The organism is Nocardia sp. XZ_19_231, from assembly GCF_015355705.1.
Taxonomy (GTDB): domain Bacteria; phylum Actinomycetota; class Actinomycetes; order Mycobacteriales; family Mycobacteriaceae; genus Nocardia; species Nocardia salmonicida.
Genome location: NZ_JACUZI010000018.1, coordinates 1 through 25,387, shown reverse-complemented (window position 1 = coordinate 25,387; position 25,387 = coordinate 1). Strand labels below are relative to the sequence as shown.

At 65.6% G+C, this 25,387-nt stretch carries 24 protein-coding genes; 12 read left to right on the top strand and 12 right to left on the bottom strand.

Features of this window, described 5'->3' with window-relative positions:
• The first annotated feature begins 19 nt into the window (after positions 1-19).
• From IBJ82_RS34340 to IBJ82_RS34330, 3 genes are all read left to right on the top strand, one after another.
• Positions 20-1,174 carry a CaiB/BaiF CoA-transferase family protein gene (locus tag IBJ82_RS34340; RefSeq protein WP_194830159.1) on the top strand — a complete coding sequence of 385 codons (1,155 nt, stop codon included), beginning with the start codon at positions 20-22 and terminating at the stop codon, positions 1,172-1,174.
• A 56-nt stretch (positions 1,175-1,230) separates the two neighbouring features.
• Entirely contained in the window at positions 1,231-2,376 is a 1,146-nt protein-coding gene (locus tag IBJ82_RS34335; RefSeq protein WP_194830158.1) for an acetyl-CoA C-acyltransferase, read from the top strand.
• A gap of 72 nt (positions 2,377-2,448) precedes the next feature.
• Positions 2,449-4,101 carry an OB-fold domain-containing protein gene (locus IBJ82_RS34330; protein ID WP_194830157.1) on the top strand — a complete coding sequence of 551 codons (1,653 nt, stop codon included), beginning with the start codon at positions 2,449-2,451 and terminating at the stop codon, positions 4,099-4,101.
• A 55-nt stretch (positions 4,102-4,156) separates the two neighbouring features.
• Here IBJ82_RS34330 and IBJ82_RS34325 read toward each other — a convergent pair whose 3' ends face one another.
• Complete coding sequence (locus IBJ82_RS34325; protein ID WP_194830156.1) at positions 4,157-5,350, bottom strand: acyl-CoA dehydrogenase family protein; 1,194 nt, start codon at positions 5,348-5,350, stop codon at positions 4,157-4,159.
• Between the two features lie 198 nt (positions 5,351-5,548).
• On the opposite strand from IBJ82_RS34325, the gene IBJ82_RS34320 reads away from it, so the two are divergent.
• Positions 5,549-7,045, top strand: a complete 1,497-nt coding sequence (locus tag IBJ82_RS34320) for a FadR/GntR family transcriptional regulator (protein ID WP_194830155.1) — start codon at positions 5,549-5,551, stop codon at positions 7,043-7,045.
• An 85-nt stretch (positions 7,046-7,130) separates the two neighbouring features.
• Here IBJ82_RS34320 and IBJ82_RS34315 read toward each other — a convergent pair whose 3' ends face one another.
• The 5 genes from IBJ82_RS34315 to IBJ82_RS34295 all read right to left on the bottom strand — a co-directional run bounded on the left by IBJ82_RS34315 (position 7,131) and on the right by IBJ82_RS34295 (position 11,474).
• Positions 7,131-7,688: a TetR family transcriptional regulator gene (locus IBJ82_RS34315; protein WP_194830154.1), complete on the bottom strand. Its 558-nt coding sequence runs from the start codon at positions 7,686-7,688 to the stop codon at positions 7,131-7,133.
• A gap of 82 nt (positions 7,689-7,770) precedes the next feature.
• Complete coding sequence (locus IBJ82_RS34310) at positions 7,771-8,337, bottom strand: ATP/GTP-binding protein (RefSeq protein ID WP_370585614.1); 567 nt, start codon at positions 8,335-8,337, stop codon at positions 7,771-7,773.
• Between the two features lie 2 nt (positions 8,338-8,339).
• On the bottom strand, positions 8,340-8,669 hold the full coding sequence (locus tag IBJ82_RS34305) for a DUF742 domain-containing protein (protein WP_370585615.1): 330 nt from the start codon (positions 8,667-8,669) through the stop codon (positions 8,340-8,342).
• A gap of 41 nt (positions 8,670-8,710) precedes the next feature.
• Positions 8,711-9,154, bottom strand: a complete 444-nt coding sequence (locus IBJ82_RS34300) for a roadblock/LC7 domain-containing protein (protein ID WP_228538098.1) — start codon at positions 9,152-9,154, stop codon at positions 8,711-8,713.
• The gene (locus IBJ82_RS34295) at positions 9,117-11,474 is read right to left on the bottom strand and encodes a nitrate- and nitrite sensing domain-containing protein (RefSeq protein WP_370585613.1); all 2,358 of its coding nucleotides are present in this window, start codon (positions 11,472-11,474) and stop codon (positions 9,117-9,119) included. Before IBJ82_RS34295 ends, IBJ82_RS34300 begins: the two co-directional genes overlap by 38 nt.
• 382 nt (positions 11,475-11,856) lie before the next feature.
• Here IBJ82_RS34295 and IBJ82_RS34290 point away from each other — a divergent pair, with 382 nt between their 5' ends.
• The 8 genes from IBJ82_RS34290 to IBJ82_RS34255 are packed head-to-tail and all read left to right on the top strand — an operon-like array spanning position 11,857 to position 17,693.
• Positions 11,857-12,060: a hypothetical protein gene (locus tag IBJ82_RS34290; RefSeq protein ID WP_194830150.1), complete on the top strand. Its 204-nt coding sequence runs from the start codon at positions 11,857-11,859 to the stop codon at positions 12,058-12,060.
• A 51-nt stretch (positions 12,061-12,111) separates the two neighbouring features.
• On the top strand, positions 12,112-13,293 hold the full coding sequence (locus IBJ82_RS34285) for an FAD-dependent oxidoreductase (RefSeq protein ID WP_194830149.1): 1,182 nt from the start codon (positions 12,112-12,114) through the stop codon (positions 13,291-13,293).
• A 38-nt stretch (positions 13,294-13,331) separates the two neighbouring features.
• The gene (locus IBJ82_RS34280) at positions 13,332-13,526 is read left to right on the top strand and encodes a ferredoxin (protein ID WP_194830148.1); all 195 of its coding nucleotides are present in this window, start codon (positions 13,332-13,334) and stop codon (positions 13,524-13,526) included.
• Between the two features lie 24 nt (positions 13,527-13,550).
• Positions 13,551-14,774, top strand: a complete 1,224-nt coding sequence (locus IBJ82_RS34275) for a cytochrome P450 (RefSeq protein ID WP_194830147.1) — start codon at positions 13,551-13,553, stop codon at positions 14,772-14,774.
• A 27-nt stretch (positions 14,775-14,801) separates the two neighbouring features.
• Positions 14,802-15,635: an SDR family NAD(P)-dependent oxidoreductase gene (locus IBJ82_RS34270; RefSeq protein WP_194830146.1), complete on the top strand. Its 834-nt coding sequence runs from the start codon at positions 14,802-14,804 to the stop codon at positions 15,633-15,635.
• Between the two features lie 34 nt (positions 15,636-15,669).
• On the top strand, positions 15,670-16,845 hold the full coding sequence (locus tag IBJ82_RS34265; protein ID WP_194830145.1) for a histidine kinase: 1,176 nt from the start codon (positions 15,670-15,672) through the stop codon (positions 16,843-16,845).
• Positions 16,833-17,477 (top strand): response regulator transcription factor, encoded by a 645-nt coding sequence (locus IBJ82_RS34260; protein ID WP_194830144.1) that lies wholly within the window; start codon positions 16,833-16,835, stop codon positions 17,475-17,477. Before IBJ82_RS34265 ends, IBJ82_RS34260 begins: the two co-directional genes overlap by 13 nt.
• Before the next feature lie 39 nt (positions 17,478-17,516).
• A complete protein-coding gene (locus tag IBJ82_RS34255) occupies positions 17,517-17,693 on the top strand; it encodes a hypothetical protein (RefSeq protein ID WP_194830143.1) in 177 nt (58 codons plus the stop codon).
• 165 nt (positions 17,694-17,858) lie between these two features.
• On the opposite strand, the gene IBJ82_RS34250 is transcribed toward IBJ82_RS34255, so the two are convergent.
• The 6 genes from IBJ82_RS34250 to IBJ82_RS34225 all read right to left on the bottom strand — a co-directional run bounded on the left by IBJ82_RS34250 (position 17,859) and on the right by IBJ82_RS34225 (position 25,246).
• Positions 17,859-19,106: a MaoC family dehydratase N-terminal domain-containing protein gene (locus IBJ82_RS34250; RefSeq protein WP_194830142.1), complete on the bottom strand. Its 1,248-nt coding sequence runs from the start codon at positions 19,104-19,106 to the stop codon at positions 17,859-17,861.
• Positions 19,103-20,650, bottom strand: coding sequence for a fatty acid--CoA ligase family protein (locus tag IBJ82_RS34245; protein ID WP_194830141.1), 1,548 nt, complete (start codon positions 20,648-20,650; stop codon positions 19,103-19,105). The genes IBJ82_RS34250 and IBJ82_RS34245 overlap by 4 nt, the downstream gene beginning before the upstream one ends.
• 159 nt (positions 20,651-20,809) lie before the next feature.
• Positions 20,810-21,925 (bottom strand): acyl-CoA dehydrogenase family protein, encoded by a 1,116-nt coding sequence (locus tag IBJ82_RS34240; protein WP_194830140.1) that lies wholly within the window; start codon positions 21,923-21,925, stop codon positions 20,810-20,812.
• A 303-nt stretch (positions 21,926-22,228) separates the two neighbouring features.
• Positions 22,229-22,630 (bottom strand): VOC family protein, encoded by a 402-nt coding sequence (locus IBJ82_RS34235; RefSeq protein ID WP_228538097.1) that lies wholly within the window; start codon positions 22,628-22,630, stop codon positions 22,229-22,231.
• A 49-nt stretch (positions 22,631-22,679) separates the two neighbouring features.
• Positions 22,680-23,879 (bottom strand): cytochrome P450, encoded by a 1,200-nt coding sequence (locus tag IBJ82_RS34230; protein ID WP_194830138.1) that lies wholly within the window; start codon positions 23,877-23,879, stop codon positions 22,680-22,682.
• 134 nt (positions 23,880-24,013) lie between these two features.
• Complete coding sequence (locus IBJ82_RS34225) at positions 24,014-25,246, bottom strand: CaiB/BaiF CoA-transferase family protein (RefSeq protein WP_194830137.1); 1,233 nt, start codon at positions 25,244-25,246, stop codon at positions 24,014-24,016.
• Between the last annotated feature and the right edge of the window lie 141 nt (positions 25,247-25,387).

Genomic DNA, 25,387 nt, shown 5'->3' with positions numbered 1-25,387 from the left:
ACCAGCAGGGAGACACCAAATGAGTACGAACGGACCACTGGCCGGAATCAAGGTTGTGGAACTGGGCGGCATCGGGCCCGGCCCCTTCGCCGGCATGTTCCTCGCAGATCTCGGCGCTGACGTCCTGCGGGTCGACCGGCCCGAGAACACCACCGAGCCGGGCCGGGGTGACCCCACCGATGTGATGAACTACGGCAAGAGATCGGTCGTTCTCGACCTCAAGCACCCAGCGGGCGTTGCCACCCTGCTCGAGCTGGCAGGGCACTCCGACGTGCTCATCGAGGGCTTCCGACCCGGTGTGACCGAACGGCTCGGCATCGGTCCGCACGACTGCCTGGCCCGCAACCCGAAGCTGGTGTACGGCCGGATGACCGGTTGGGGCCAAACCGGTCCGTTGTCGACCGCGGCGGGCCATGACATCACCTACATCGCGCTCACCGGCGCACTAGGTGCTATCGGCACCGTCGGTGGCCCGCCACAGATTCCGCTGAACCTGGTAGGCGACTTCGGCGGCGGTGGCTGCTACCTCGTGATCGGGGTCCTCGCCGCCCTGCACGCCGCGCAGCGCAGTGGAACCGGGCAGGTCGTCGACGCCTCGATCGTCGACGGCACCGCGCATCTGCTCGCCAGTACCTTCGCCAAACTCGCCCGCGGTGCCTGGTCCGACGAACGTGGCGTGAACCAGCTCGACGGCGGTTGGCCGTTCTACGCGATCTACGAGACGGCCGACGGCGGCCACATCGCCGTCGGTGCCCTGGAATCGAAGTTCTACCGGCAGCTGATCGAACTCCTCGAACTCGACGTGGATCCGGCCGACCAGCACGACCGCGCCGCATGGCCGCGGCTGCGGCAACTACTCACTGAGAAATTCGCCCAGCGCACCCGCGACGAATGGGCCGCCCGATTCGAAGGCACCGACGCCTGCGTCGCGCCGGTACTCGGGCTGACCGAGGCACGGAAACACCCACACCTCGCGGATCGGCGGACGTTGATCGAATCACACGGTGTCGTCCAGCCGGCCGCCACGCCGCGGTTCTCCGAAACACCGGCAGCGCGCGGTCACGCCGCACGGCCCGTCGGCGCCGATACCCGCGCGGCGCTGGCGGACTGGGGCATCACCGATATCGAGGCGCTGATCACCTCCGGCGCGGCCCTGCAAACCGAAACACCCTGACTTACCACCAATTTCGTACACCGGGCAGACCGGCGCACGCAGCGAGAGGAACAACCATGAGAGAAGCCGTCATCGTCGATGCCGTGCGCACCCCGCTCGGCAAACGCAACGGTTCGCTGGCCGAGATCCACGCAGCCGATCTGTCGGCAAAAGTGCTCACCGCGTTGGTGGAACGCACCGGAATCGACCCCGGCCTGGTCGACGACGTCATCTGGGGCTGCGTCACCCAGATCGGCGATCAGTCCAGCAACATCGGCCGCTTCGCGGTGCTGGCGGCCGGCTGGCCCGAGCACGTACCCGGCGTGACCGTCAACCGTGCCTGCGGCTCGAGCCAGCAGGCGCTGGACTTCGCCGCCCAAGCGGTGATGTCGGGTCAATACGACCTCGTGGTCGCCGGTGGCGTCGAGACCATGACCCGGGTACCGCTCGGCTCCCACCGCACCACGGGTATGCCGTACGGCCCCGGGGTGCTCGCACGCTACGACAACTTCGAGTTCAACCAGGGCGTCGGCGCCGAAATGATGTGTGAACGCTGGGGTTTCAGTCGAGTCCAGGTCGACGAGTTCGCGGCGAACTCCCACACCAAGGCTGCCGCCGCCATCGATTCCGGCGTGTTCGACGACCACATCGTGCCGATCGATGTGAACGGCACGAAGTTCACCACCGACGAAGGCCTGCGACGAGGTACCTCGGTGGAAACTCTGGCGAAGCTGCGCCCGTCGTTCGCCAAGGATGGCGTCATCCACGCGGGCAACTCCTCGCAGATCTCCGACGGTGCCGCCGCGCTGCTCGTCACCACTCCGGAGCGGGCCGCGGAGCTGGGCTTGACCCCGATCGCCCGCTACCACACCGGCGCGGTCAGTGGCGCCGACCCGATCGTCATGCTCACCGGCCCGATCCCGGCCACCGAGAAGGCGCTGCGCAAGGCCGGTCTGACCATCGACGACATCGGAGCCTTCGAGGTGAACGAGGCCTTCGCCCCCGTGCCCATGGCCTGGCTGGCCGAGACCGGCGCCGATCCGGCGCGGCTCAACCCTCTCGGCGGGGCCATCGCGATCGGCCACCCGCTGGGCGGTTCGGGCGCAATCCTGATGACCCGGCTCATCGCCCAGATGCGCAGGGAGAATCTGCAGTACGGCCTGCAGACAATGTGCGAGGGTGGCGGCACCGCCAACGCCACCATCGTCGAACTGCTGCGCTGATCCCCGGGCCGCACCACGATGGCTGTGGTGCGGCCCGCCATGCCCCTGCCACTCCACCGAAGGACACCCGAGATGGACGCTCCGGTCCGCCCACTTCCCCAGCCGACCCCCGCCAGCGAGGAATTCTGGCGCTCCGGGGCGGATGGAGTGCTGCGCCTCTCCCACTGCGAGGACTGCAACCGGTTCTTCCACCCGCCTGCACCGCTGTGCCCTTCGTGCCGCAGCCGGGCGGTCTCGCTCGCACCGACCTCCGGGACCGCGGTGGTGGTGGGGTTCAGCGTGAATCATCAGACCTGGCTGCCTGCGTTCCCGCCGCCCTACGTCGTAGCGGTGGTCGCGCTGACCGAAGACGACCGCGCCAGACTGACGACCAACATAGTGGGCTGCCCGCCGGAAGACGTTCATGTCGGCATGCGGGTCCGGGCGCGCTTCGAACAGCACGGCGATGTCTATCTGCCGCTGTTCGAACCGGATCCCGAGGCCGCGCCGGGCGAGGGGCCGTCACCACAGCCGCGCGACGTCCGATCAGCCCTGCGCCCGATGGCCTCACCACAGAAGTATGAGGACAAGGTCGCGCTGACCGGCGTCGGCCAGTCTCAGGTCGGCCGCCGCCTGATGGTCGACCCCGTCTCGCTGACCGTGGATGCCTGCCTGGCGGCGGTCCGCGACGCAGGGTTGGAACTCGACGATATCGACGGCCTGTCCACCTACCCCGGCACCGGTGCGCCCGGCGGGTTCGGCGAAGGCGGGATCACGGCCCTCACCGAGGCGTTGCAGCTCCGGCCCACCTGGGTCAACGGCGCCCGCGAAGTGCCGGGACAGATCGGGTCGATCACCGCGGCCATGCTCGCCGTCGCGGCGGGACTGTGTCGGCATGTCCTGTGCTTCCGCACGGTCTGGGAATCCTCGCACTCGGCGCTGGTCCGGTCCGGCCGGTGGCAACCTGACCGAGGGCCCGCTACCGGGATGTTCGAATGGCGAGCACCGTTCGGCGCCATGTCCGCAGCCCAGTGGATCGGCTGCAACGCCTCGCAGTACATGCACCGCTACGGTGTCGGACGCGAGGCGCTCGGCGCCATCGCCGTGGCCGCGCGCGAGGGTGCCATGCGCAATCCCGAAGCGCTGTACCGAGATCCGCTGACCATCGACGACTACTTCGCCGCCCGCATGATCACCACGCCGTTCGGACTCTACGACTGCGATGTGCCCTGCGACGGTGCCGTCGCGGTGATCGTCTCGGCGATCGAGACCGCGGCGGACCGGCCGCAGCCGCCGGTCTTCGTGGAATCCGTCGGCACCGCCATCCTCGAACGGCTCAGCTGGGACCAGGACACCCTGACACACCTGCCCCAGTCGCTCAGCCCGTCTGCTCACCTATGGACCCGGACGGAGCTCACCACTGACGATGTCGATGTCGCGTTGCTCTACGACGGGTTCACCTTCAACGCATTGTCCTGGATCGAAGGATTGGGTTTCTGCGGCCTGGGTGAAGGGACCGACTTCATCGACGGCGGCAAAACCATCGCACTCGACGGCGCACTCCCCCTGAATCCGCACGGTGGCCAACTCTCCGCAGGCCGGCTGCATGGGTACGGGTTCGTCCGGGAGGCCATGCTGCAGCTACGCGGCCAGGCTGCTGGGCGTCAAGTCGACGGAGCCGGGGTCGCGGTGGTGACCGCGGGCGGTGGCGTGCCGTCCGGGGCGATGCTGTTGCGCGGCGCCTGAGCGACATCGGATCGGTGTGGCGGGCACGAATATCTGCCCGCCACACCATGATTCACTACCCTCGAGGAAGTCCGAGCCCGCGCTCGGCGATCTGGGTGCGGAGAATTTCGTTGGCACCACCGGCGATGGTGTACGCCCTCGAATACAGGTGCGCGTCCTGCCACCATCCATGCGCGGTGGCATCGGGATCACCGTCGACCAGCAGGCCTTGGGTGCCTTGCAGCCGCATCCCAGCAGCGACCAGATCGTGATTGAGCTCGCTGAAGAAGATCTTGCCGACCGGTGCGTCGGCCGACTGTTCGGTGTGGTGCAGCATGCGCGACTGCGCGAGCGCGATCATCGCGGCATTGACCTGAGCGCGGGTGGCGAGTTCACCGATCAACTGCCGGGTTGCCGAGTCCTGGAGCGCAGGCTTGCCCCGTACCGTCGTCGCCTGCGCGAGCGAAACGAGGTCGTCGAGGGCAGCGAACATCTCCACGCCCCGCGCGGCCACCCCGGAACGTTCGTGTCCGAGGCTGCTCATCGCCACCCGCCAACCGTCGTTGACCTCGCCGATCACATTCGCGCGTGGGATGCGAACACCGTCGAGAAAAACCTCGTTGAAGTCGGTGGTGCCGGTGATCTCCCGCAGCGGCCGGATATCGACACCGGGACTGCGCATGTCCAGCGCGAACGCGGTGATGCCGCGGTGTTTCGGCGCATCCCGGTCGGTGCGTGCCAGCAGATATCCCATGTCGGCGTGCTGACCGTTGGTGGTCCAGACCTTCTGCCCGTCGACCACGAAGACCGCGTCGTCACCGTCGCCTTCCAACCTGGCTCTGGTCTGCAATGCGGCGAGGTCACTGCCGGCGCCCGGCTCGCTGAACAACTGGCACCAGATATCGGTGCAGGTTCGGATCCGCGGCAGGAAACGCTCCCGCTGTTCGTCGGTGCCGAAGTCGATCACCGCGGCCGCGGCCAACGTGGCCGCACCGATCGGCGCCCATGTCCGTGCACGGCTGATCTCCTCCGCGACGATGAACGATTCCAGCGGATGCGCACCCGGCCTGCCACCGAACTCGACCGGCCAATTGATACCGAGGAAGCCGTTCTCGAAAAGCTTCGCCGTCCACTCGCGGATCGCGGGCATCAGCTCCGGTTCAGGAGCACGCACACCCGCGTGCGCCTTGATTCCGGGCGCATGCTCGGCGACGAACGCGCGAACTTTCTGACGGAACACCTCGAGTTCCGGTGTCGACTCCAGCCGCATCTATTCGCTCCTCGTCGCCGATCGCCGGGCGCGCGGGGCAGAACCTACGATCCGCCGCCCAATATCCCTAAAGAGTATACTCTGTTAACGGGAAGGGAGCCTCACCGGCCATACGGGCCGGTCGCACAGTTCCGATCTTGGCGCTTACATGCGCTTAAACTACTGAGGATCCGCAAATCCATCCAAGGAGTTGGCCACATGGTGACCGCTGTCGAGCTAGAGCCCGCCGATCGCGAGCGCGACCCCGAGCTCGTCGGCGAACGGGAGGCCCCGGTAGGCAAACTCGCCGCTCAAGTCGCGCGGCGGATCGAGGAAACCGTCATGCGGCGGGGATGGCCGGTCGGCCAGTCGCTCGGCTCGGAAGTGGACCTGCGCACCGAACTCGGTGTCAGCCGTGCTGTTCTACGAGAAGCCATTCGGCTCGTCGAACATCATCAGGTCGCCAAGATGCGGCGGGGCCCGAACGGCGGACTGTTCGTCTGCGCACCCGACGCGAGTCCCGCCACTCAGGCGATGGTGATCTATCTCGAGTACATCGGCACGTCAGTGACAGATCTGCTGCAGGCACGACTGTTGCTCGAGCCCATCGCCGCCGGACTCGCGGCCGACCAGATCACCGAGAACGGGATCACCGCCCTGCGCGCGCTCCTCGACGACGAGCTCGCGCACCGTGACGTGCCCGGCGTCCAATCCCAGGATCCCCTACACCCCATGCTCGGCGAGCTGTCGGGAAATCCGGTGCTGCACTTGTTCATCGATGTGCTCACTCGCCTGACCAACCGTTACGCACATACGTCACGCCGACTCACCAAAGCCGATGTATTCGCCGCCAAGGACACCTCCCACGACGCGCACCGGGGCATCGTCGACGCCGTCGTCGCCGGCGACAGCGCCAAGGCCCAGACCGCGCTGACCGCTCATCTCGAATCGGTGGCGGCCTGGATCGCCAAGCATCGGGTTCGGCGCGGGCCACGCATCACGGGCACCGTCGTCGAGCCACAGCGAGTGGAAGGTCCACGAGCCAAGCTGGCCGAAGTCGTCGCGGCCCGTATCCATGACGACATCGCCGCCCGCGGTTGGCAAGTCGGCCAGGTACTCGGCTCCGAAACCGATCTGCTCGCCCGATACAACATCAGCCGCGCGGTCTTGCGCGAGGCAGTCCGGTTGCTCGAATACCACTCGGTCGCGCGGATGCGCCGCGGTCCCGGCGGCGGTCTCGTCGTCGCCGAACCGGAGCCACAGGCAAGCATCGGCACTATGGCACTGTTCCTCGAATACCAGGGTGTCACCGCGGACGACCTACGTACGGTCCGCAATGCGATCGAACTCGGCATCGTGGCCCGAGTCGCCGAGCGCTGCCGGGACGGCGAAGATGAAGTAGCTCAGCGGCTGACCGCAGCCATTGCACAACCCGTGAGCGGTGGCTCCGGTGTCACGCACGGGGCAGACTTCTTCCACACGGAAATGGCCGAACTGGCCGGCAATCCGGTGCTCTCGCTCTTTCTGTCCATCATCACAGAGTTGTTCCGGCGGCATGCCGACAGCGCCGATCGGCCGCTACCCGGTGACGCCGCTGCCGCCGAAGTCCAGCATGTGCATCAGCGCATTCTGGATGCCGTTGTCGCCGGCGATGAGGGCATCGCACGGTACCGGATGCGACGCCATCTGGATGCGCTACTCCCATGGTGGCACTGACGGCACAGCTGCCTGTTCTGCGTCGAAGTGGCAGACGTCGAGGTGGCAGGCGGAGCTCTGCTACCTCGCCCCAGAGGCGTAACGATCAGGGATGCATGCCGGTCATCAAGAGCTTCCAGGCTTGCCCGGCTACCGCCGGACGCGCTGCGGGTGCCGTCTGACCCAGCAACGCCGACAACATCTCCAATGCCAACAGCACATCCTCGACGGTGAGGTCACGGCGTACCTCGCGCATCGCTGCGGATTGCTCGAGTTTGTGGGCCAGCATTCGACCGATCCGGCGGTTGGGCTCGATCAGCCGGGGATCTGCCGAGGACCACGGATCGAGCAAGCTGATGAAGTCCATCGACACGGTGATCTGATCGACGATGACCTCGAGCACCGTGCGCAGTGATGCCGCGGGGTCGTCGGCGAGGCCCTCGATAAAGGCGATGTTCTCCGCGAACACGGCCAGCGCAATACTCTCGTGGTCCGGGAACTCACTGTGCAGCGCCTCGAGTGTGAGACCGGCCCGACTCGCCACTCGAGTCAACGGTGCGTCGTAGCCGAGTTCGGCGAATACCTCACGAGCACACGCGATCACCAAAGTCCGGGTTGATATCGGAATCGACCCGTTCGAGCCGCGCCGCTGCACACTCGCCATTAGGCAATGCTAACAAATCGGTTGAGAGGTGTTCGCAAAAGCGCCGAATCGATGTCGGCCGCCGGACCGGTTCAACAGTACGTCAGAAAACCGGCACCCGCGCCACCAAATATTCGATCAGGGTGATCAGAATCTGCTTGCACGACTCCCGGTCGCGCATGTCCCCCATCACCGCCGGCACGTCGCGGTCGAGGTCGAGCGCGTCACGCACCTCCTCTGCGGTGTATCGCGGCGCCCCGTCGAATTGATTCACCGCAACACAGAACGTGACACCACGACGCTCGAAGAAGTCGATCGAGGCGAACGACGAGGACAACCGGCGTGGGTCGACGATCACCACCGCGCCGAGCGCGCCACGCGCGAGCTCGTCCCATAGGAACCAAAATCTGTCCTGCCCCGGAGTCCCGAACAAATACAGAACCATGGAATCATCAATGGTCAGCCGACCGAAGTCCAGCGCCACTGTTGTTGTTGTCTTCTCACCGACGCCGGACAGATCGTCGATACCCACGGACAATTCGGTGACAATTTCCTCTGTTCGTAACGGCGCCACTTCACTGATTGCCGCGATCATCGTGGTCTTGCCGACACCGAAGCCACCAGCTACCAGAAGTTTGACCGAGGTGGCCAGCTGAGCAGTTGCATTCACGTCTATATCCTGCGAATTCCCTCGAGTACTGCATGGAGGAGGCCGACGTCATCGGCCCCTGGCTTGGTGGTGCAGGGTGGTTGGAAGGCGAGACTTCCCGCCGCGACCAGGTCACCGACCAGAATCTTGGTCACGGCCAGGGGCAGATGCAGCATCGCCGATACCTCGGCCACCGCTAGTGGCACGTGGCATACCCCCATGATCGCGGCGTATTCCGGATCGCTGAACCGCATCACGGGCGCAGGGACGACCGCACAGACGATCGTCAGCATGTCCATGTCGGCACCCGCTCCCGTGGTACGCCCGCGAGTCAACGCATATGGCCGCACCATCCGGCCACCGGCGTCGTCGAACCACCCTTGCTCCGAACCGGTCATGTGTTAGGTGCGCGTAACTGCAGCACCTGCGCCTGCCGTGACCCGGTGGACAACAGCGTCCCGATGCGCTGAACGGTGACGTTCATCTCGTACGCGACCAGGCCCAGACTCACCTCGGTGCCGACCTGCAGTGCGATGCACGCGTTTTCCCCCGCGGCGGTGACGAACAGCACCGCGGACGCCAATTCGATGACAGCCTGCTGCACCGCGCCACCTCCGAAACGTCCGCCGGCGCTGCGGGCCAGACCGTACAGCGTCGCCGACATCGCGCCGAAGTGCTCGGCGTCCTCACGGCTCATCGCACTCGATCGCCCGAGCACCAGCCCATCGGTCGACAGCACAACTGCAAAGCGAACACCGGCGATCCGATCGACTAGGCCGTCGATGAGCCAGTTCAGATCACTAGGGCTGGAAGAATTCACGATATCCCTTCGATTCATCAATGGAGTGATGTCGCCCCGAGTCGGCCGGTTCGACCACATCGGCCTGCCTCCCCTGCCGAGTTCCGCTCTCGAGAGCAGACATTCGGTCGCGCGCCTCTTCGGCAGAACGAGCGGTGACCGGTTGTCCGCTCCCCTTCGATGCGGGCCCGGCGAGTTCTGGGGCAAGGCTGGCTTGACGGGTCCGCCGGGGTAGCGGGGGACGTTCGTCCTCGGACGGCGGCAGAGGAATACCGACATGGGATTCCGTCCAAGACATTCCGCCGCGGACGACAGGTGTCGCTGCCGTAGGTACAGCGCCTGCCGGCGGCGCAATCGCGCCGTCCCATGTCGCCGTCTGCTCGCGGACCGCTGCGGGCTCGATGTGGCGACCCGGCGCACGAGGTGGCATGACATCGATCGAGGTCGGTTCTTCGGCGAGCAGCACCGACGGGATCAGCACGACGGCGCGGATCCCGCCGTAGTCGGATTCGCTGAGTCGCACCGTGACGCCCTGACGCTCAGCGAGTTTCGCCACCACGAACATTCCCAGGCGCGAATCCGACGACAGCGCGGCGACTCCGAAGTCAGGCGGCTCGGACAGCATCCGGTTCACCTGAGTTGTCTGCTCGCGCGTCATCCCCACGCCGCAGTCCACGATGTCGACCGCGACGCCACGACCGACCACCGATCCGACGATGTCCACGCGCGATCCCGGCGGCGAGAAGGTGGTCGCGTTGTCCACCAGCTCGGCGAGAAGATGGATCAAGTCCGCCACCGAGTCACCGAGGACGAAGACCTCAGGCTGCCGTCCGGTCTGTACCCGTGCATAGTCGATGGTTTCCGAGGCGGCACTGCGCACCAGCTCGAGCAGTGGCACAGGTTTTCGCCAGCGGCGTTCCGGCCGACCACCGCCGAGGATGATCAGATTCTCGGCGTTGCGCCGCTCGCGGGTCGCGAGGTGGTCCAGTCGGAAGAACATTTCGAGCAACGCCGGATCTTCCTGACGCTGCTCGGCCTCATCGAGGAGTTCGAGCTGCCGGTTCACCACGAGCTGGCTGCGGTGGGCGATGTTGAGGAAGACCGCGCGAACGCCCTCCCGAGTGCGCGCCTCCGCCACCGCGGCACCGACCGCGGCACCGTAGGCCGCGTTGAACGCCGATGCCACCTCGCCGATCTCGTCCCGCCCGAAGTCCAGCTCTGCCGCTTCGGACTCCGGGTCGACATCGGCGCCTGTGGAGAGCCTGCGGATGGTCTCCGGTAGACGCTGCTGAGCAGCGACCAGCATCTCCTTACGCAGTCGGCGCAGCCTGATGATCAGCCGGTTGGCCAGCAACAGCGAGCAGGCAAAGGCCAGCACGGCGACAGCAACCGCCACGCCGCTGCCGTAGAGGGATTCCCTGGCTATCTCGGCACCGGAATCGGCGGCATGGCGCCAGGAAGCCTCGTTGTCCACCTTCCACAACTCGACCAGCTGATCGGTCACCCGTTCCGCAGCAGCACGCCAGTCCATGACCATATCAGCGGGATTGCGCTGTCCAGCAGGCACTTTCACCGACTCGGGACGCAGGAGGGCATCCTCCATCGCGGCAACCTGTTTGAAATCGGCACCGTCGATCAGCTCTGCTGCCATCCGCGCGGACTCCGGGCCGAGTTCGCGGGCCAACTGTGCGAGTTCGGCGTGGTAAGCACCGACAAGGTTGCGATACTCGGTCTGCAACGCCGCAGGGAGACCTTCCGGACTCGATGCCGCGAGGGTCAATGCTGTCGATCGCGACACCGACTCCAGCACACCGAGCAGAGCGAGCGTGCGGGATAGTTCGAGTGCCGACGTGACATCCGGCGCGTTTCGCTCGACAACCGCGGATCCGGTGTTCATACCGTCGAGCAATCGGCTGTAGAAGTAGAAGACGTCAGCCAGCGGAGCCGCGCCGGTATCAACGCTCTCACGCAGCTTCGGTAGCTGGATGCGCAGCTGGTCTAATGCGCCGACCGCCTCGTTGATCTGACCGTCACCGGTCTCGCGGAAGTCGGCTTCCACCGTCACTATCGCGCGCAGCGCACTGTCGAATCGGTCCCGTGCTGCGCGCACCGCCACCGGGTCGGGATGGCTACCGGTGAGCTGCGCGACCGCGAACAAGCGCTCCTGCTCGACCGAGAGCACGATTTCCAGAGTCGGACCGGTGTGGCCGTGCACGGTTTCGGCGAAGTCTTGCGCATGTCGTCCGCGGTCGATCAGGACCCCGGCCGCGACGATGCTGATGGCAAGCAGAACAAGGCTGGGTACAAGAGCAATGAGGAGAATTCTGGCGCGAATTCCCGAAAACCAATGCGGCAACACAGGGGTAACTTTTCTCGAGTCGGACGTGGTACCCGTTGTCACCCAGCTGATCTGCTGGAAGTCGGCGCACCACTGGACCGCGGGTTCGGGACACGACGTAACACGCGCGCCGCACCCGTAGGGAACTTATGTCCCAGTGACAAAACCGGACCTCCGACACCAATGGCTGGTATCTCCCACTCACTGGAACACCGAATCCCAGCCGGCGGATTCGCCACACCACATCTCGACACCCGCCGGGCGATCGGCATCGATCCGGTGCGGTTCGTGGTGTACCTGGCTACACCATCGATTCGGGACTGCACTCCATCGCCGTCACGGCGTCATCGCGGAATAGTCGATCTCAACGATCCGCAACATCATCGCAATCAAGGAGTACCTGATGAAATCCCTGCTCAGCTCGAACCCCGCACTGTGGTTCCTGTTCGTTCTCAACCTGACGATCGCGCTGGCCTTCGGTTTCGAACCCGTGGCCGACAGCCTCGGACTCGACGGTACGCAGCAGGTTCTGGCCAGCGTCTTCATGGGGCTCATCGGTCTCGGCGCCGGTGCCAACTTGCTGCGCCGTCGCCTGCAGACTCGCTGACCATCATATCGGCGTCGTCGACGCCGGCCCGACCTTGAAAGAGAGCCACCGGTGAGTAATCCAGCAAACGTGTTGGTTGTCGGCGCTTCCGCCGCCGGACTGTCTACCGCAGAATCCTTACGACGCAACGGATATCAGGGCGGAATCACCATCTTGGGTGCCGAAACGGAACTGCCGTACGACCGGCCCCCGCTGTCCAAGCAGATCTTGGCAGGCACATGGGCCCCCGAGCGCGCCCTGCTCCGGCCAGATTCCCACCTGTCGGCGCTGAATCTGGATTTCGTGCTCGGCGATCCCGCGATCGGACTGGATACCGGTGCGCGAACCGTACACACCGCATCCGGACTCGCAGTCCAGGGTGATGCGATCGTGATCGCTACCGGTGTGCGCCCCCGAACCTTGTTCGGTGCGACCGCGCGTGAGGGCGTACACGTTCTGCGCACCCTGGAAGACACCCTCGCCCTCCGGGCAGATCTCCTCGTTTCCACGCGTCTCGTGGTCGTCGGCGAAGGCGTGCTCGGCTCCGAAATCGCCGCTACCGCACGACAGTTGGGGCTAGAAGTCACCATCGTCGGCCCGCTCACCGCACCGATGGCCGGGCAGCTGGGTCCGCGCGTCTCGGGGCTGCTCGGTGACCTGCACACCGACAACGGCGTCACCCTGCGTCTCGGAAATGGCGTGAGCGGGTTCGTCCATCGCCGGGGACGCGTCGCCGGTGTACGACTCGAGTCCGGCGAGGAACTACCCGCCGACCTCGTCGTCGTCGCGGTCGGCGCCACCCCGGCCACAGAATGGCTCGAGGGGAGCGGACTGACCCTGGACAACGGCGTGGTCTGCGACTCGCAGTGCCGGGCCGCGGAGGGCATCTACGCCGTCGGCGACGTCGCCCGCTGGCACCACAACCACGTCGGCGGGCTGGTCCGTCTGGAGAACCGGACCAACGCCACGGAGCAAGCCGCGGCGGTCGCCGCCAACATTCTCGGGGCCGAAGTTCCCTATACCCCGATCTCGCATTTCTGGACCGATCAGTTCGACGCCAAGATCCAGGTCTACGGCACGCTGCCCACGGATGCCGAAGTGGCCGTCGTGGAGGGCTCGACCGACAACCGAAAGTTCGTCGCCCGCTACCACCTCGATGGCCGGGTGACCGGCATCGTCGGCTGGAACATGCCCAAGCAGACCCGGCTTCACCGCCAGGACATCGTCGACACCCAGGTACTCGCCGCGCACTGACAGCGGCCGCTGGGACAGCAACCACCGAGGAGGACACCATGAAGGTTTTCATCAACGAGGACAAGTGCGTCGCCTGCGGGCAATGCGTGGCCGAAGCGCCCGACATCTTCGATCAGCGGGACGAGGACGGCATCGTCGTTCTGCTCGACGCGAACCCGCTCGACGACCAGGCCGAGGCCGTTCGCGATGCCGCGGGCGTGTGCCCTGCGCTAGCCATCACATTCCAGGAATAGCCCGACCGGAGAGAGGAACATTCCATGCCCGAGTCAACGAACACCACGGCGCTGCCCGAATTCCCGAACGCCCGCGCGGCCGGCTGCCCGTTCTCGCCGCCGCCCGAACAGCGTGAACAGCTTGCCGTTGCCCCGGTATCGAAGGTCAGGATCTGGGACGGTAGCAATCCATGGCTGGTCACCGGCCATGCCGAGCAGCGCGTCGTCTTGTCCGATCCCCGGGTCAGCGCCGACGAGCGGCAGCAAGGGTTCCCGCACCAGAACCTCGGCATGGCCGAGACGATCGAGCACCGTCCGCTCACGATCTTCAATTCCGATGCACCCGAACACAGCCGATTCCGCCGGTTGATGACGCCGCCGTTCACCGTCAAGCGTGTCGAGGCACTGCGTCCGGTCATTCAGCAGATCACCGACGATCTCATCGACGAGATGCTCGCCGGACCCAACCCCACCGATCTCGTTTCCGCACTGGCCCTACCACTACCGTCGCTGATGATCTGCGAATTACTCGGTGTGCCGTACGAGGACAAGGACTTCTTCCACCAGCATGCCGGTGTCGCGGTCGACAGTTTGGCGACACCGGAGGAGAACGCGCGATCTGCCGGGGAAATCGTGGAGTACCTCGCCGGTTTGATCACTGCCCGGCTCGATTCGCCGGGTGAGGGCTGGGTCTCCGACCTGGCCGCGCGGGTGAACGCCGGGGACGTCACTGTGCCCGAAGCTGCCCAGATGGGTGTGGTGCTGCTGATTGCCGGGCACGAGACCAGCGCGAACATGATCGGTCTCGGCACGCTCGCGCTGCTGGAGAATCCGGAACAGCTCGCCGTGTTCCGCGACAGCGACGACCCGAAGGTCATCGCAGGCGGCGTCGAGGAGATGCTGCGCTATCTGTCGATCGCCCAGCACGGGCTGCGCCGGATCGCCCTCGAGGATATCGAGGTGGGTGGCCAGATCATCCGGGCTGGTGAGGGCATCATCACGCCACTGCCGATCGCCAACTGGGACCCGGCAGCGTTCCCCGCCCCGGAACAGCTCGACCTGCACCGGCAGGCTCGTCAGCATCACGCCTTCGGATTCGGTATCCATCAGTGCGTCGGTCAGCAATTGGCCCGCGTGGAACTGCAGATCGTCTACGGCTCGCTGTATCGCCGCATCCCCACCCTCCAACTGGCGACCACGATCGGCGAGATCGAATTCAAAGCCGATGCGTTCGCCTATGGCGTCAAAGAACTGCCGGTTACCTGGTAGACCACCCAACGAAAGGTAAAGATCACCATGACAAAAGAACTGACCGAGAAGGTTGCCATTGTCACCGGCGGTGCTGCCGGTATCGGGCGCGCGATCGTCGACACCTTCGTCGCCGAAGACGCTCGAGTCGTCATCGCCGATATCGACACCGAACTCGGTGCGGCGGTGGCAGCGGAGTACGGACCGGAGGTCACGTTCGTACCGACTGATGTCGCGAACTCCGATCAGGTCCGTGAACTGGTCGCCGTCACCGTGCAGAGATTCGGTGGTCTCCACATCATGGTCAACAATGCGGGCATACCCGCCGATATGCACACCAGCCTGCTCGAGGATCCGCTGGAGGATTTCCAGCGGCTGATGGCAGTCGATCTGCTGGGGGTGATGCTCGGAACCAAGCATGCGGCCGCACATATGGCAGACAACGGCGGTGGTTCGGTCATCAACACCACGTCGATCGGCGGTATCCGGGCAGGCCGAGGTCAGGTGGTCTATCGCGCGGCGAAGGCAGGCGTCAACCACTTCACCAAATGCGCTGCCATCGACTTGGCCGAGCACGGGATTCGCGTCAACAGCATCGCACCGGGTGCCATCCCGACCGCGATTCTGGGCAATACGATGAGCCGTATGCCCGACAAGGAGTCGGCTGTGCGAGAGCTGCGGGATGCCATCAAGACCATCCGGCCCCTGCAGCGCGACGGTACTGCCGCCGATATCGCCCAGGCGGCCGTCTACTTCGCCGGCGACCGCTCCGCGTACGTCACCGGCACGATTCTGCCGATCGACGGTGGCATCGTCGCTGGGCATGCCATGAACTCGTTCGCCGAGATCGAAGACGCGTACGCCCCGGCTCGGTCGGCATGACCGGGTGGACCACGCGATCACATAGCCTGGCCTGGTGAAGAGCACTCTGCGACAGGCGGCACGAGCCACCGCGCAGCTGGCCGCCGCCGCCGCACTGGGCTTCGGTTCGTATCTGTTCGTCACCGTGTTGCTGACAACGGTCCTCGGCACACTCGTTCTGGTGGGCATCGGTATGGTGCCGATCGCCGTGCTGCTCGTCCGGCAGTTCGCCAGCGCGAAGAGAAGGCAGGTCGCGGTATGGACTGGCCATCCTGTACGCGAGGTTTACCAGCCGATCGACGGCCCGCTGCGGCAAACGCTCGTGACGGTTCGCCGGGATCCCACGACCTTCGCCGATCTGCGGTGGATGATCAGCTATTACGTATACGGCTTGCTCGCTTACCTCACCGTCCCCCTGTGGATAGTCGGACTGCCGGTCGACGGGCTGTGGTGCGGGCTACTCGGCCGACCTGCAGTAGTCCTGCCACTGATCGGACGGCTGGCCGACGTGGATGCGCGATGGTCACGTCGTCTCCTCGAACCTCCGCCCAAAGCCCTTCTCGATGCTCGGGTACGACAACTGGCACAGACCAGGGCCGATGCGATCGCCGCCCACGGAGCCGAACTGCGCCGCATCGAGCGGGATCTGCACGACGGCACTCAAGCACGACTCGTCTCCCTCACCATGCGGATCGGTCTCGCGAAGCGCGCGCTGGATCACGACCCCGCGGCTGTGCGCTCGCTGCTCGACGACGCGCAGCTGGTGACGGAGCAGGCGATGACTGAACTGCGGCACATCGTGCGTGGAATCCACCCCCCGATCCTCACCGATCGAGGTCTGGTCGGCGCGGCGCGGGCGCTCGCGGCAGGCACCGGGCTCGATGTCACTGTCGAAGTGGACGGCCCTGAGGACGGCCTGCGCGCACCCGCCGCGGTGGAGGCCGCCGCGTACTTCGTCATCGCCGAGGCATTGACGAATGTTGTCAAGCACAGCGGTTCACGCCGAGCCACCGTATTGATCGCCCGGAAACCGAGGGGCCTGCGAGTCATGGTGTCCGACGACGGAATCGGCGGCGCTGGGTCGGCAACCCGAATGCCCGAGTCCGGTGAGATCGGATCAGGTCTGTCGGGCATGCTCCGACGTGTCGTAGCAATCGATGGAAAATTCTCCTTGACCAGTCCACCCGGAGGCCCGACCGTGATCGATGTGGAGCTGCCATGCGTGTGGTGATGGCCGAAGACAACGCCTTGCTGCGGGAAGGACTGATACTCCTGCTGGCTTCGGCCGGGCACACCGTAGTTGCTGTTGCCGAGAACGAACCCGAGATCTTGCCCGCGATCCGCGACCACTTGCCCGACATCGCAGTGCTCGATATCCGACTGCCACCCGGATTTCGCGACGAGGGCCTGCGGGCAGCGCTGAGCGCACGCGCCGAGATACCCGGCCTCCCGGTTCTGGTATTGTCGCAATACGTCGAACATTCCTATGCCACAGAACTTTTGGGCACCGGTGTGGGTGGCGTCGGCTATCTGCTGAAAGACCGCGTCGGCCGCGTCGATGAATTCCTCGACGCGATCGATCGGGTCGCCGCCGGTGGCACGGCGCTGGACCCGGAGGTGGTGAATCAACTGCTCACCATCCGCCGGAACTCACCGCTGGACTCGCTGACGCCGCGGGAACGCGAAGTATTGGAACTCATGGCCGCCGGTCACGGCAACACCGCCATCGCCGAGACTCTGGTGATCACTGAACGTGCTGTGAGCAAGCACATCGGCAACGTATTCCAGAAACTCGGACTCCCGCCCACCGACGGCGGACACCGACGAGTGCTCGCAGTGCTCGCCTACCTGAACAACACCTAGAGTCACGTTATTGCCCGCGTGGCGCAGCCGGAGGACTGAATGGCATTCATCGGGTATTCGCACATCGGCCTCACGGTGACCGCTCTCGACGACCTCTCGGACAGACTCGCCGAGAGCGGCGCCGAGTTCACCCCGAAGCGAGAGCTGCCGTACGGCTGGTTGCCGAACTTCCGAGACCCGGACAATATCGCGCTCGAGGTCATGCTCAGCCGATAGACGAATCGACATCCGCCGGCGGCCGCAACGGCGACCCGCTGCGGTTCTCCCCGAAAACGCCCGCAGGGTATCTGTTGAACAGCCGTTCACCAGATACCCTGCGGGTTCAGACGATCGAGCCGTGCCGGCGGCAAGGGTGGACCACGGCAAGACCCGACGTCGGACTCAGACGCGGAACCGCGCCAGCTCGTGTGCCACCATGCCTTCCAGATCACCCGCAGGCGGGGTCGGGAGTTCGACAGCGCGCCCGCGAGTAGGAAGCAACACCACCGCCGTCCCCGGGGTGGTGATCTCGCCCCGTTGGTTCTCACAGCGCACTTCCAGATGCACTTCGTGTCGGCCGTCGACCTCACGCTTGTCGGTGACGGTGCCACGCACCCAGGTGGTGTCGCCGAGGTAGTTGAACTTGCGGTGTTCGCAGCGCAGCTTCCACAGCCAGCCGTCGTCACCGATCCAGTCGGTGAGCAGGTGACACAGCCAGGTCTCCCGCATACCGCCGTAGTCATATGGGTTCGGCAAGCCGAGAGCCTTGGCCCGCTCCGGTTCCCAGTGCAGGCGCTGCACGGTGTCGGGGATGTTGAGGTCGTTCGGGGGGTAGAGACCCGGCGCCTTGCGGCGGGTCTTCGCGGCGATCTTGAAGGTTCCAGGCGGCGTCAACTGCATGCCCCAGCCCAGGTGCCAGACAACGACATCGGTCGTCGTGAGCGGGCCTTTGGCCTTTGGCGCCAGCTCGTCGCCGATCTCGATGTCCTCCCAATAGCGCGGCTCGCCGCCGCGGCGGGTCTCGGCGGCGTAGGCGGCGTCGATCTCGGCCAGCTGATCCTGGGTGTAAGGCTGTTGCACGAGCTGTTCTTTGGCGCGCTTGGCGGACGCGTGCCGCTCGGCGTTTATCCAGGTGCCTCGCCGCACGGCATGCATCTCGCCGCGACCGTTAGCGTAGAGGTAGTCCTGAGTGACGTGTGCGGTCCGGCCACCGAAGCTGCTCGGCTTGGTCTCTACACCGACCTGAGTCTGCAAGACCTTGCACCTGTCACCGACGCGCAACGGTTGCCACCACTCGAATTCCATGACCGCCTGGTAGGAACCGAGCCCGGCGAACGGATCGCCTTTGAGTATCTGCTTTGCCTCGGCATCGGGCGCCGGTGCCGCGTCCTCGCCCATCGTGTAAAGGAACGTCGGCGGTGCGACCAGGCCGCCCCAGCGCGTATCCGCCGCGTAGTCCGGATCGCAGTACAGCGGATTGTCGTCACCGTAGCCGAACGCAAAGTGTCGTGCGCCGTCCCACGTCACCTCATAGTTATGCGGCGGATTGCGTTGTGGGTTCGGGATACCGAGCCGGCGACGGGAGCGTTCGATCGCCGCGTCGGTCAACTGCCCGAACTGCTCGGTGGGCTTATTCTCGGTGCTGGTCATCGTACTTTCTCCTCGATACTGTCGGACGGTCGTTTGTCGGTGCTCACCGGCCCGGCGGGAGCGCTGATCCGTACCCGCGACCGCACGAGATCGAGCAGGTCGACTCGGCTCACCTTGCTCGACGGCGTCCGGGGCAGCACATCGACAACGACGACGTGGGCGGGTACCTCATAGGGCAGAAGCTGTTTCCTGCACAGCACGATCAGCGCGTCGACAGTGGGTGCGGCACAACCCGGTTCGATCTCGACGACCGCGACAGGCACCGCGCCCAGTCGCTCGTCCGGTAACCCGGCGACCGCCGCCTCACGCACCGACGGGTGAGTCTCGAGTACCCGCTTGACCAAGTCCGGCTGCACCTTGAAACCGCCACGGATGATCGCGTCGTCGGCACGGCCTTCGATCCAGAGGAAACGGTCAGCGTCGATCCGCGCCAGATCACTGGTGCGCACCCACGTGCCGGGCTCGGCGGCCTGCGCGGTGCGGATCTCGAGGATGCCGGACTGCCCAGCCGGCAGATCAACCCCCGCCGTGCCGACGACGCGAAGCTCGACGCCGTCGAAGGCACGACCGGCACTGCCCGCCTTACGATCCCACCATTTCTGGTGCAATGCCAGGGTCCAGCCTGCCACCGCACCGGCGAACTCGGTCGCCCCATACGTCATGAGCACCGGGATGCCGTATGCCCGGTAGAAACCGTCGGCGAGTTCGGGTGGGCACGGCGCGGTTCCGGAGGTGACCACCTGCAGGCTCGCCAGGCGCTCCAAAGGCACCTCGGCATCGAGGACCGTGCGAAGAGCGGCCGGAACCAGGCTCACCGCACGCAGTTGATGTCGCTGGACGACGTCGAGCCACGGCTCGAGTGCGAACTTGGGCATGAGCACCATGCGGCGACCGGTCGCCAAGCACGACAATGCGCGCCACAGCCCACCGATGTGGACCAACGGTGCAGAAACCAACGCAGTCCCACTCGACAGCAACCGCCCCGGCTTCGGCACCTGGCCGCCGGAAACCATCGCTTGGTCGAGCTGCGCTGTCGATAGATGCACTCGCTTGGGCGGACCTGTGGTTCCGGATGTCAGCATCTCGACCGCGGTGCCCGGACTGGTCGGCGCCGTCTCGGGCACCTGCCCGCCTGCGGGTCGCACCGCGCCGTCGGTCCCCAGCTCGAGCAGCAGACCGTGTGCGGTGGCGGCGGCCCGGACGCCCTCGCGTCCGGCGATCTCGCTGCCGCACAGGACTATCGGCAGATCACACCGATCGATGTCGGCGACGAGCCTCGGCGCGGGTTGCAGCGGACTCAGCGTCACCACACACCGGCCGGTCGCCAGAACCGCCGCGACCGCGGCAACATGCTCCGGCCGGTTCTCCAGCACGATGCCGATGCGAGCGTCTGCGGGCAGCCGTGCCGCGGTCAGTGCCGCTTCGACAGCACGCGCGGTCTGCCGCACCATGGCCCAGGTCCACCACGCACCCTCGTGCTCGATGGCTTCGGCCTCGGCGGGTGCCTCGGCGAGCAACAGGGAGAGGCGGTCGCGAATACCCACGTGATCAGCCCTTCGGACGGCCGGACGCGTAGCCCGGCGAGGACGGAAAGCGGCGCCCGAATTGTTCGCCACCATAAAAGAGTACCCTCAATTATCAGAGGTAACGGCATCGGAGATCACTTCAGAGCGGCGATGTCGGTCACAGCGATGCAGCTGCGATCAGATTCCGGCCAGCTCGGCAACCCTGGCACGGTGCCTGACCGGACCGCCGAACAGCAATTCGGACGACTTGGCCCGTTTGAGATGCAAGTGCGCGTCGTGTTCCCACGTGTAGCCGATGCCACCGTGGATCTGCACGTTGTCCTTCGCCGCCTGTGTATACCCCGCCGCACACGATGCGCCGGCCAACGCCGTGGCCAGGCCGAGGGTGTCGGTGCCCGATTCCGCCGTTTCAGCCGCCAGCGCGCCCATGGACCGCGCCGCCTCGACCGCCAGCAACAGATCGGCGCACTTGTGCTTGATCGCCTGGAACGATCCGATCGGCCGATCGAATTGGACTCGAATCTTGGCGTAGTCGACTGCCGCATCGAGGCACGCCTGCGCCCCACCGACCTGCTCGGCCGCCAGCGCGACCACGGCGAGATCGAGAATCCGGCGAACGGCAGAATCGCCGTCGGTGCCGGTATCGACCCGTTGCGCCACCACGCGATGTAGTTCGATCCGGGCCAGCCTGCGGGTGGGATCGAGCGTAGCCAGACGAGTTCTGACCAACCCGACGGCGTCGCCCGGAACCGCAAAGACGCCGAGGCCATCCGCCACTCGGGCAACCACAAGGACCAGATCGGCCGCGGCTCCGTCGATGACGAACATCTTGGTGCCGGTGAGCTCCCAACCGTCCGGACCGGCAACAGCCAACGTGGCGATGCCGTCGGGCTGCCAGATGCCAGACTCCTCGGCAACAGCAAGCGTCGCGGTCAGCGAACCATCGGCGATCTTCGGCAACCAGGCACTGCGGGCAGCTTCGTCGCCACAGGCAGTGAGCGCCTGCGCGGCCAGACCCACGGTCGCGAAGTAGGGCGACGGGGTCAACACGCGGCCCATCTCCTCGAACACGATCGCGAGCTCGACCGGTCCACCACCAGCACCGCCGTACTCCTCCGGGATCGCCAGCCCCGTCAATCCGAGCTGCTCGGACAGTTGACACCAGAGTGCCTGGTCATAGCCGGTATCGGACTCCATCCAGTGCCGGACGGCCGAACTCGGCGACTTCTCCGCCAGGAAGCGGCGTACCACGGCGCGCAGCTCTTCCTGCTCCTCGGTGAACCTCAGTGCCACGTGACTCCTCCATGATCGGCGGATCACCGACCAGTACCGAATCCGGCACTCCCATCAGGATCCTCTGGTATCGAGAATACCCCCTCGAACCTCAATAGAGGATACTTAATGTTGCAATGTTCCGGCGGGTGGGACATCAGAACGATCTCCGGGGAGATCAGCGGCGGGGCTGGGCCATCGAATGCCCACCGCCTGGCCGGACGCCCTCGCTCCGGGTAGACCAGCTCTCCACCGCCAGTTCACCCGTATGAGCGCGCCCGGGAATCGCCCATGGCACCCGCCGCTGCGCCGTCTTGCCGACGTTCAGGAGGGCGGTTGGAAGATGCTCCGGTCGACGATTTCGATCCGGACACCCGAAGCAGACAGATGATAGGCGAACAGCGCCATCGCCCCCTCCACCTCGGCGCACGCTTCCAACGCGTAGCCGGCGCGCTCCAGCCACTCCGACGCGGCGGCCAGATCGTCACACAGGTATCCGATGTGGTGGGTGGCGACCAGCGGTGGCGCCGCCACCCACGGCGTACCCGGAATCTCTTCGACCAGCTCGACGTAGGGCGTCTCGAGGGAATACGCATAGCGCAACGTCAGCGTGCGGACCCCGTCGAAGAGCCTGATCGGCAGCTCGTAAGTGCGGGTCTCGTCCCACCGATATCCCACGGCTTCGGTCAACTGCGCCTTCGCAGCTTCGAGATCGCGAACGACCATCCCCGTGTGGTAAAGGTCGGCAGGGTTGATCGGCGATGTCATCGCGCCCTCACCACTGCAGCTGCAGCGACTGCAGCCCATACATATTGCCGGTCTGCTCGAGCTCCTGACCTGGCACGATCTGATACTCGGGAATCCGCTTGTGCCATTCCTCCACGGCGACAGTCAGTTCCAGCCGGGCCAGGTGCGAGCCGAGGCAGCGATGCGGGCCGGAACCGAAGGCGATGTGGTTGTTGGTTGTCCGTTCGAGGTCCACCTCGGTCGGGTTGTCATAGCGGTCGGGGTCCCGGTTCACTACCGACAGCGGGAACATCACCATCTCGCCTTTCTTGACCGGGCAACCACCGACCTCGGTATCGTCCATAGCCTTGCGTCCGGGCACGACGAACGAGTAGACGCGCAGGATTTCCTCCACGGCAACCGGAATCAGTTCAGGGTCGGCCAGGATCGCCGTCCGATGCTCGGGGTGACTGGCAAAGTGATACAATGCCCAGCCGATCGAGATCGGCACCGTGTCGAACCCTGCCTGGAAGATCAGGATGCAGAAAGCGTGCATGTCGTAATCGCTGATCTGCTCGCCGTCGATCGTCCAGCTCATTGCTCGTGAGAGCAGGTCGTCGCGTGGAGTTTCCCGGCGCAGTGCGATCTGCTTCTCGAAATAGGCCGACACCTCACGCATCGAGGCGAGCTGACGGCTGCCGTCGGGGTCCTCGGCGTGGGTCAAATGCAGCAGCTCGTGTGCCCAGGCCAGGAACTGACCGAGATCCTCTTCGGGCAGACCGATGAGCCGCATGAAGATCCGGGTCGGGAACAGGCGCGCGAATTCGTCGAGCACCTCCGCACCGTCACGGCCGGCGAGCTCGTCGATCAGATCGACCGCGATCTGGCGGATCTCCGGCTCCATGGCGGCCACCGTCTTCGGCGAGAACTCGTTGCCGAGCAGTCTGCGCCACGATGTATGGACCGGCGGATCGAGCATTTCGGGAATCCACAGGAACTTCGGGTCCGGTTCGAGAACCGTCACCGAGGTGTTGGAGAAGGTGCGCCAGTTCTGCAGGGACTGCTGCACATCCATGCCATCGGTGACGACCCAGAACCCCCGCGCGACTGTGCTGCGGAATCCCGCATGGGTACAGGCGAGCTCATCCCAGCGTTGCTGATGCGACAGCAACGGACCGGCGAGCCTGTTGTCGAAGTGATACGCGGGCACGCCCTCGTACGTACCTCCCGACTCGGGCATGGTGCTCATCGTGTGGATCCTCTCGTCGAACTGGATCGAGCGTACCGCCCGATCATAATTCCGTATACCCATTCTCAGGTCATCCTGGCCTACTGTGCGGAAAATGCGGAATATTGCCGCGAAAGAGGCCACTTACCACCGAGCTAGGTGATAGCGCCCTCGATTTTCAGCGCGATCAGTTCCTCGTCGGTCAGCCCGAGTTCGCGCAATACGTCATCGGTGTGCTCGGCGAACTGCGGCGCGCGCGTGAGCGGAACAGGCGTCTCGTCGAACTGCACCGGATTGGTCACCAGTTCCCGGTCGCGGCCCTCAGCATCGACGATCGCCGCGATGTGCCCGTTCGCGCGCAACGAGACATCCTGACCGACTTCCCAGGCGTTCTGCACCACCGACCACTGACCAGCACCGCGTTCGAGAATCTCGGTCCATTCGTCCAGGGGGCGACCAGCGATCAGCTCGGCGACCAGATCCGCGGCAGCGGCGGCGTTCGCCATCAGCTGCTCGGTGGTACCGAAACGCTCGTCTTCGGCCAACTCCGGCCGACCGGCGAGGCGAACGAACTCCGGCCAGTAGCGGCCCGGTTGCAGCATAGACAGCTCGAGCCATCGGCCATCCGCAGTACGGTAGGCGCCGATCAACGGGTTGGTCGCCGATCCATGCCGGGGCGGGGTCTGGGCGGGAAGTGGTCCACCGTTCATCAGCGCGAGATTCACCGAGAATTGGGTCGCCCACGCGCCGAGGCCGAGCAGTGACACATCGACTACCGACGGCTCACCGGTGGTCGAGCGCGCGTACAGGGCGGCGGCGATGCCGCCGGCGATCGTCAGTCCACCCATCGAATCGCCGTAGGCACCTGCGGGCATGCGGGTCATCCGATCGGCGCCGGCCGGCGTCACACCCGCGGCGCTGCCCGCGCGGGCCCAGAAGGCGGTGCTGTCGTATCCGCCCTTGCCCGCTTCCGGGCCGCGCTGGCCGAAACCGCTGCCACGCACGTAGATGATGTCGGGATTGATCGCCCGGATGTCATCGACGTCGATGCGCAGCTTGGCGCGGGCTCCGGGCAGGAAGTTGGTGAGGAAGACGTCGCTGTTGCGTACCAGCTCTTCGAACACTTTGCGCGCGCCGGGCTTCTCCAGCGCGAGACCGACACTGCGTTTGCCGCGATTCGGGCCTTCCATGATGGGGAAGAACGACGAACCCTCGCTACCCCCGGCGTAGCCGAGTACCCGCGAGAGTCCACGCTGCGCGTCGCCTCGCTCGGCATGCTCGATCTTGATCACATCAGCGCCCCAGTCGGCGAGTACCGCACCCGCGGCGGGCACGAAGGTGAACTGGGCGACCTCGAGTACCCGGACGCCTTCCATCGGCCTGAACATTGATTCGATCTCCTGTCGGATGGTGTTCGACGAGGCAGCACCGCGCGGGAAGAGCGCCTGGGTGCCCCGGAATAACTACTGTGAACCGGCTCCGGTTCGGGCGGGGCCAGCCTTCCGATGACTGGGACACCGCCGTGCCGA

Coding starts and splice junctions, on each gene's coding strand:
- IBJ82_RS34305 (WP_370585615.1), bottom strand. CDS start 8,669: ATGGTGCGGCCATATGCGTTGACTCGCGGGCGTACCACGGGAGCGGGT.
- IBJ82_RS34325 (WP_194830156.1), bottom strand. CDS start 5,350: ATGCGGCTGGAGTCGACACCGGAACTCGAGGTGTTCCGTCAGAAAGTT.
- IBJ82_RS34235 (WP_228538097.1), bottom strand. CDS start 22,630: ATGGTCGTTCGCGATCTCGAAGCTGCGAAGGCGCAGTTGACCGAAGCC.
- IBJ82_RS34225 (WP_194830137.1), bottom strand. CDS start 25,246: ATGTTCAGGCCGATGGAAGGCGTCCGGGTACTCGAGGTCGCCCAGTTC.
- IBJ82_RS34255 (WP_194830143.1), top strand. CDS start 17,517: ATGGCATTCATCGGGTATTCGCACATCGGCCTCACGGTGACCGCTCTC.
- IBJ82_RS34280 (WP_194830148.1), top strand. CDS start 13,332: ATGAAGGTTTTCATCAACGAGGACAAGTGCGTCGCCTGCGGGCAATGC.
- IBJ82_RS34260 (WP_194830144.1), top strand. CDS start 16,833: ATGCGTGTGGTGATGGCCGAAGACAACGCCTTGCTGCGGGAAGGACTG.
- IBJ82_RS34300 (WP_228538098.1), bottom strand. CDS start 9,154: ATGAATCGAAGGGATATCGTGAATTCTTCCAGCCCTAGTGATCTGAAC.
- IBJ82_RS34270 (WP_194830146.1), top strand. CDS start 14,802: ATGACAAAAGAACTGACCGAGAAGGTTGCCATTGTCACCGGCGGTGCT.
- IBJ82_RS34315 (WP_194830154.1), bottom strand. CDS start 7,688: ATGGCGAGTGTGCAGCGGCGCGGCTCGAACGGGTCGATTCCGATATCA.
- IBJ82_RS34335 (WP_194830158.1), top strand. CDS start 1,231: ATGAGAGAAGCCGTCATCGTCGATGCCGTGCGCACCCCGCTCGGCAAA.
- IBJ82_RS34250 (WP_194830142.1), bottom strand. CDS start 19,106: ATGACCAGCACCGAGAATAAGCCCACCGAGCAGTTCGGGCAGTTGACC.
- IBJ82_RS34230 (WP_194830138.1), bottom strand. CDS start 23,879: ATGAGCACCATGCCCGAGTCGGGAGGTACGTACGAGGGCGTGCCCGCG.
- IBJ82_RS34320 (WP_194830155.1), top strand. CDS start 5,549: ATGGTGACCGCTGTCGAGCTAGAGCCCGCCGATCGCGAGCGCGACCCC.
- IBJ82_RS34275 (WP_194830147.1), top strand. CDS start 13,551: ATGCCCGAGTCAACGAACACCACGGCGCTGCCCGAATTCCCGAACGCC.
- IBJ82_RS34340 (WP_194830159.1), top strand. CDS start 20: ATGAGTACGAACGGACCACTGGCCGGAATCAAGGTTGTGGAACTGGGC.
- IBJ82_RS34290 (WP_194830150.1), top strand. CDS start 11,857: ATGAAATCCCTGCTCAGCTCGAACCCCGCACTGTGGTTCCTGTTCGTT.
- IBJ82_RS34330 (WP_194830157.1), top strand. CDS start 2,449: ATGGACGCTCCGGTCCGCCCACTTCCCCAGCCGACCCCCGCCAGCGAG.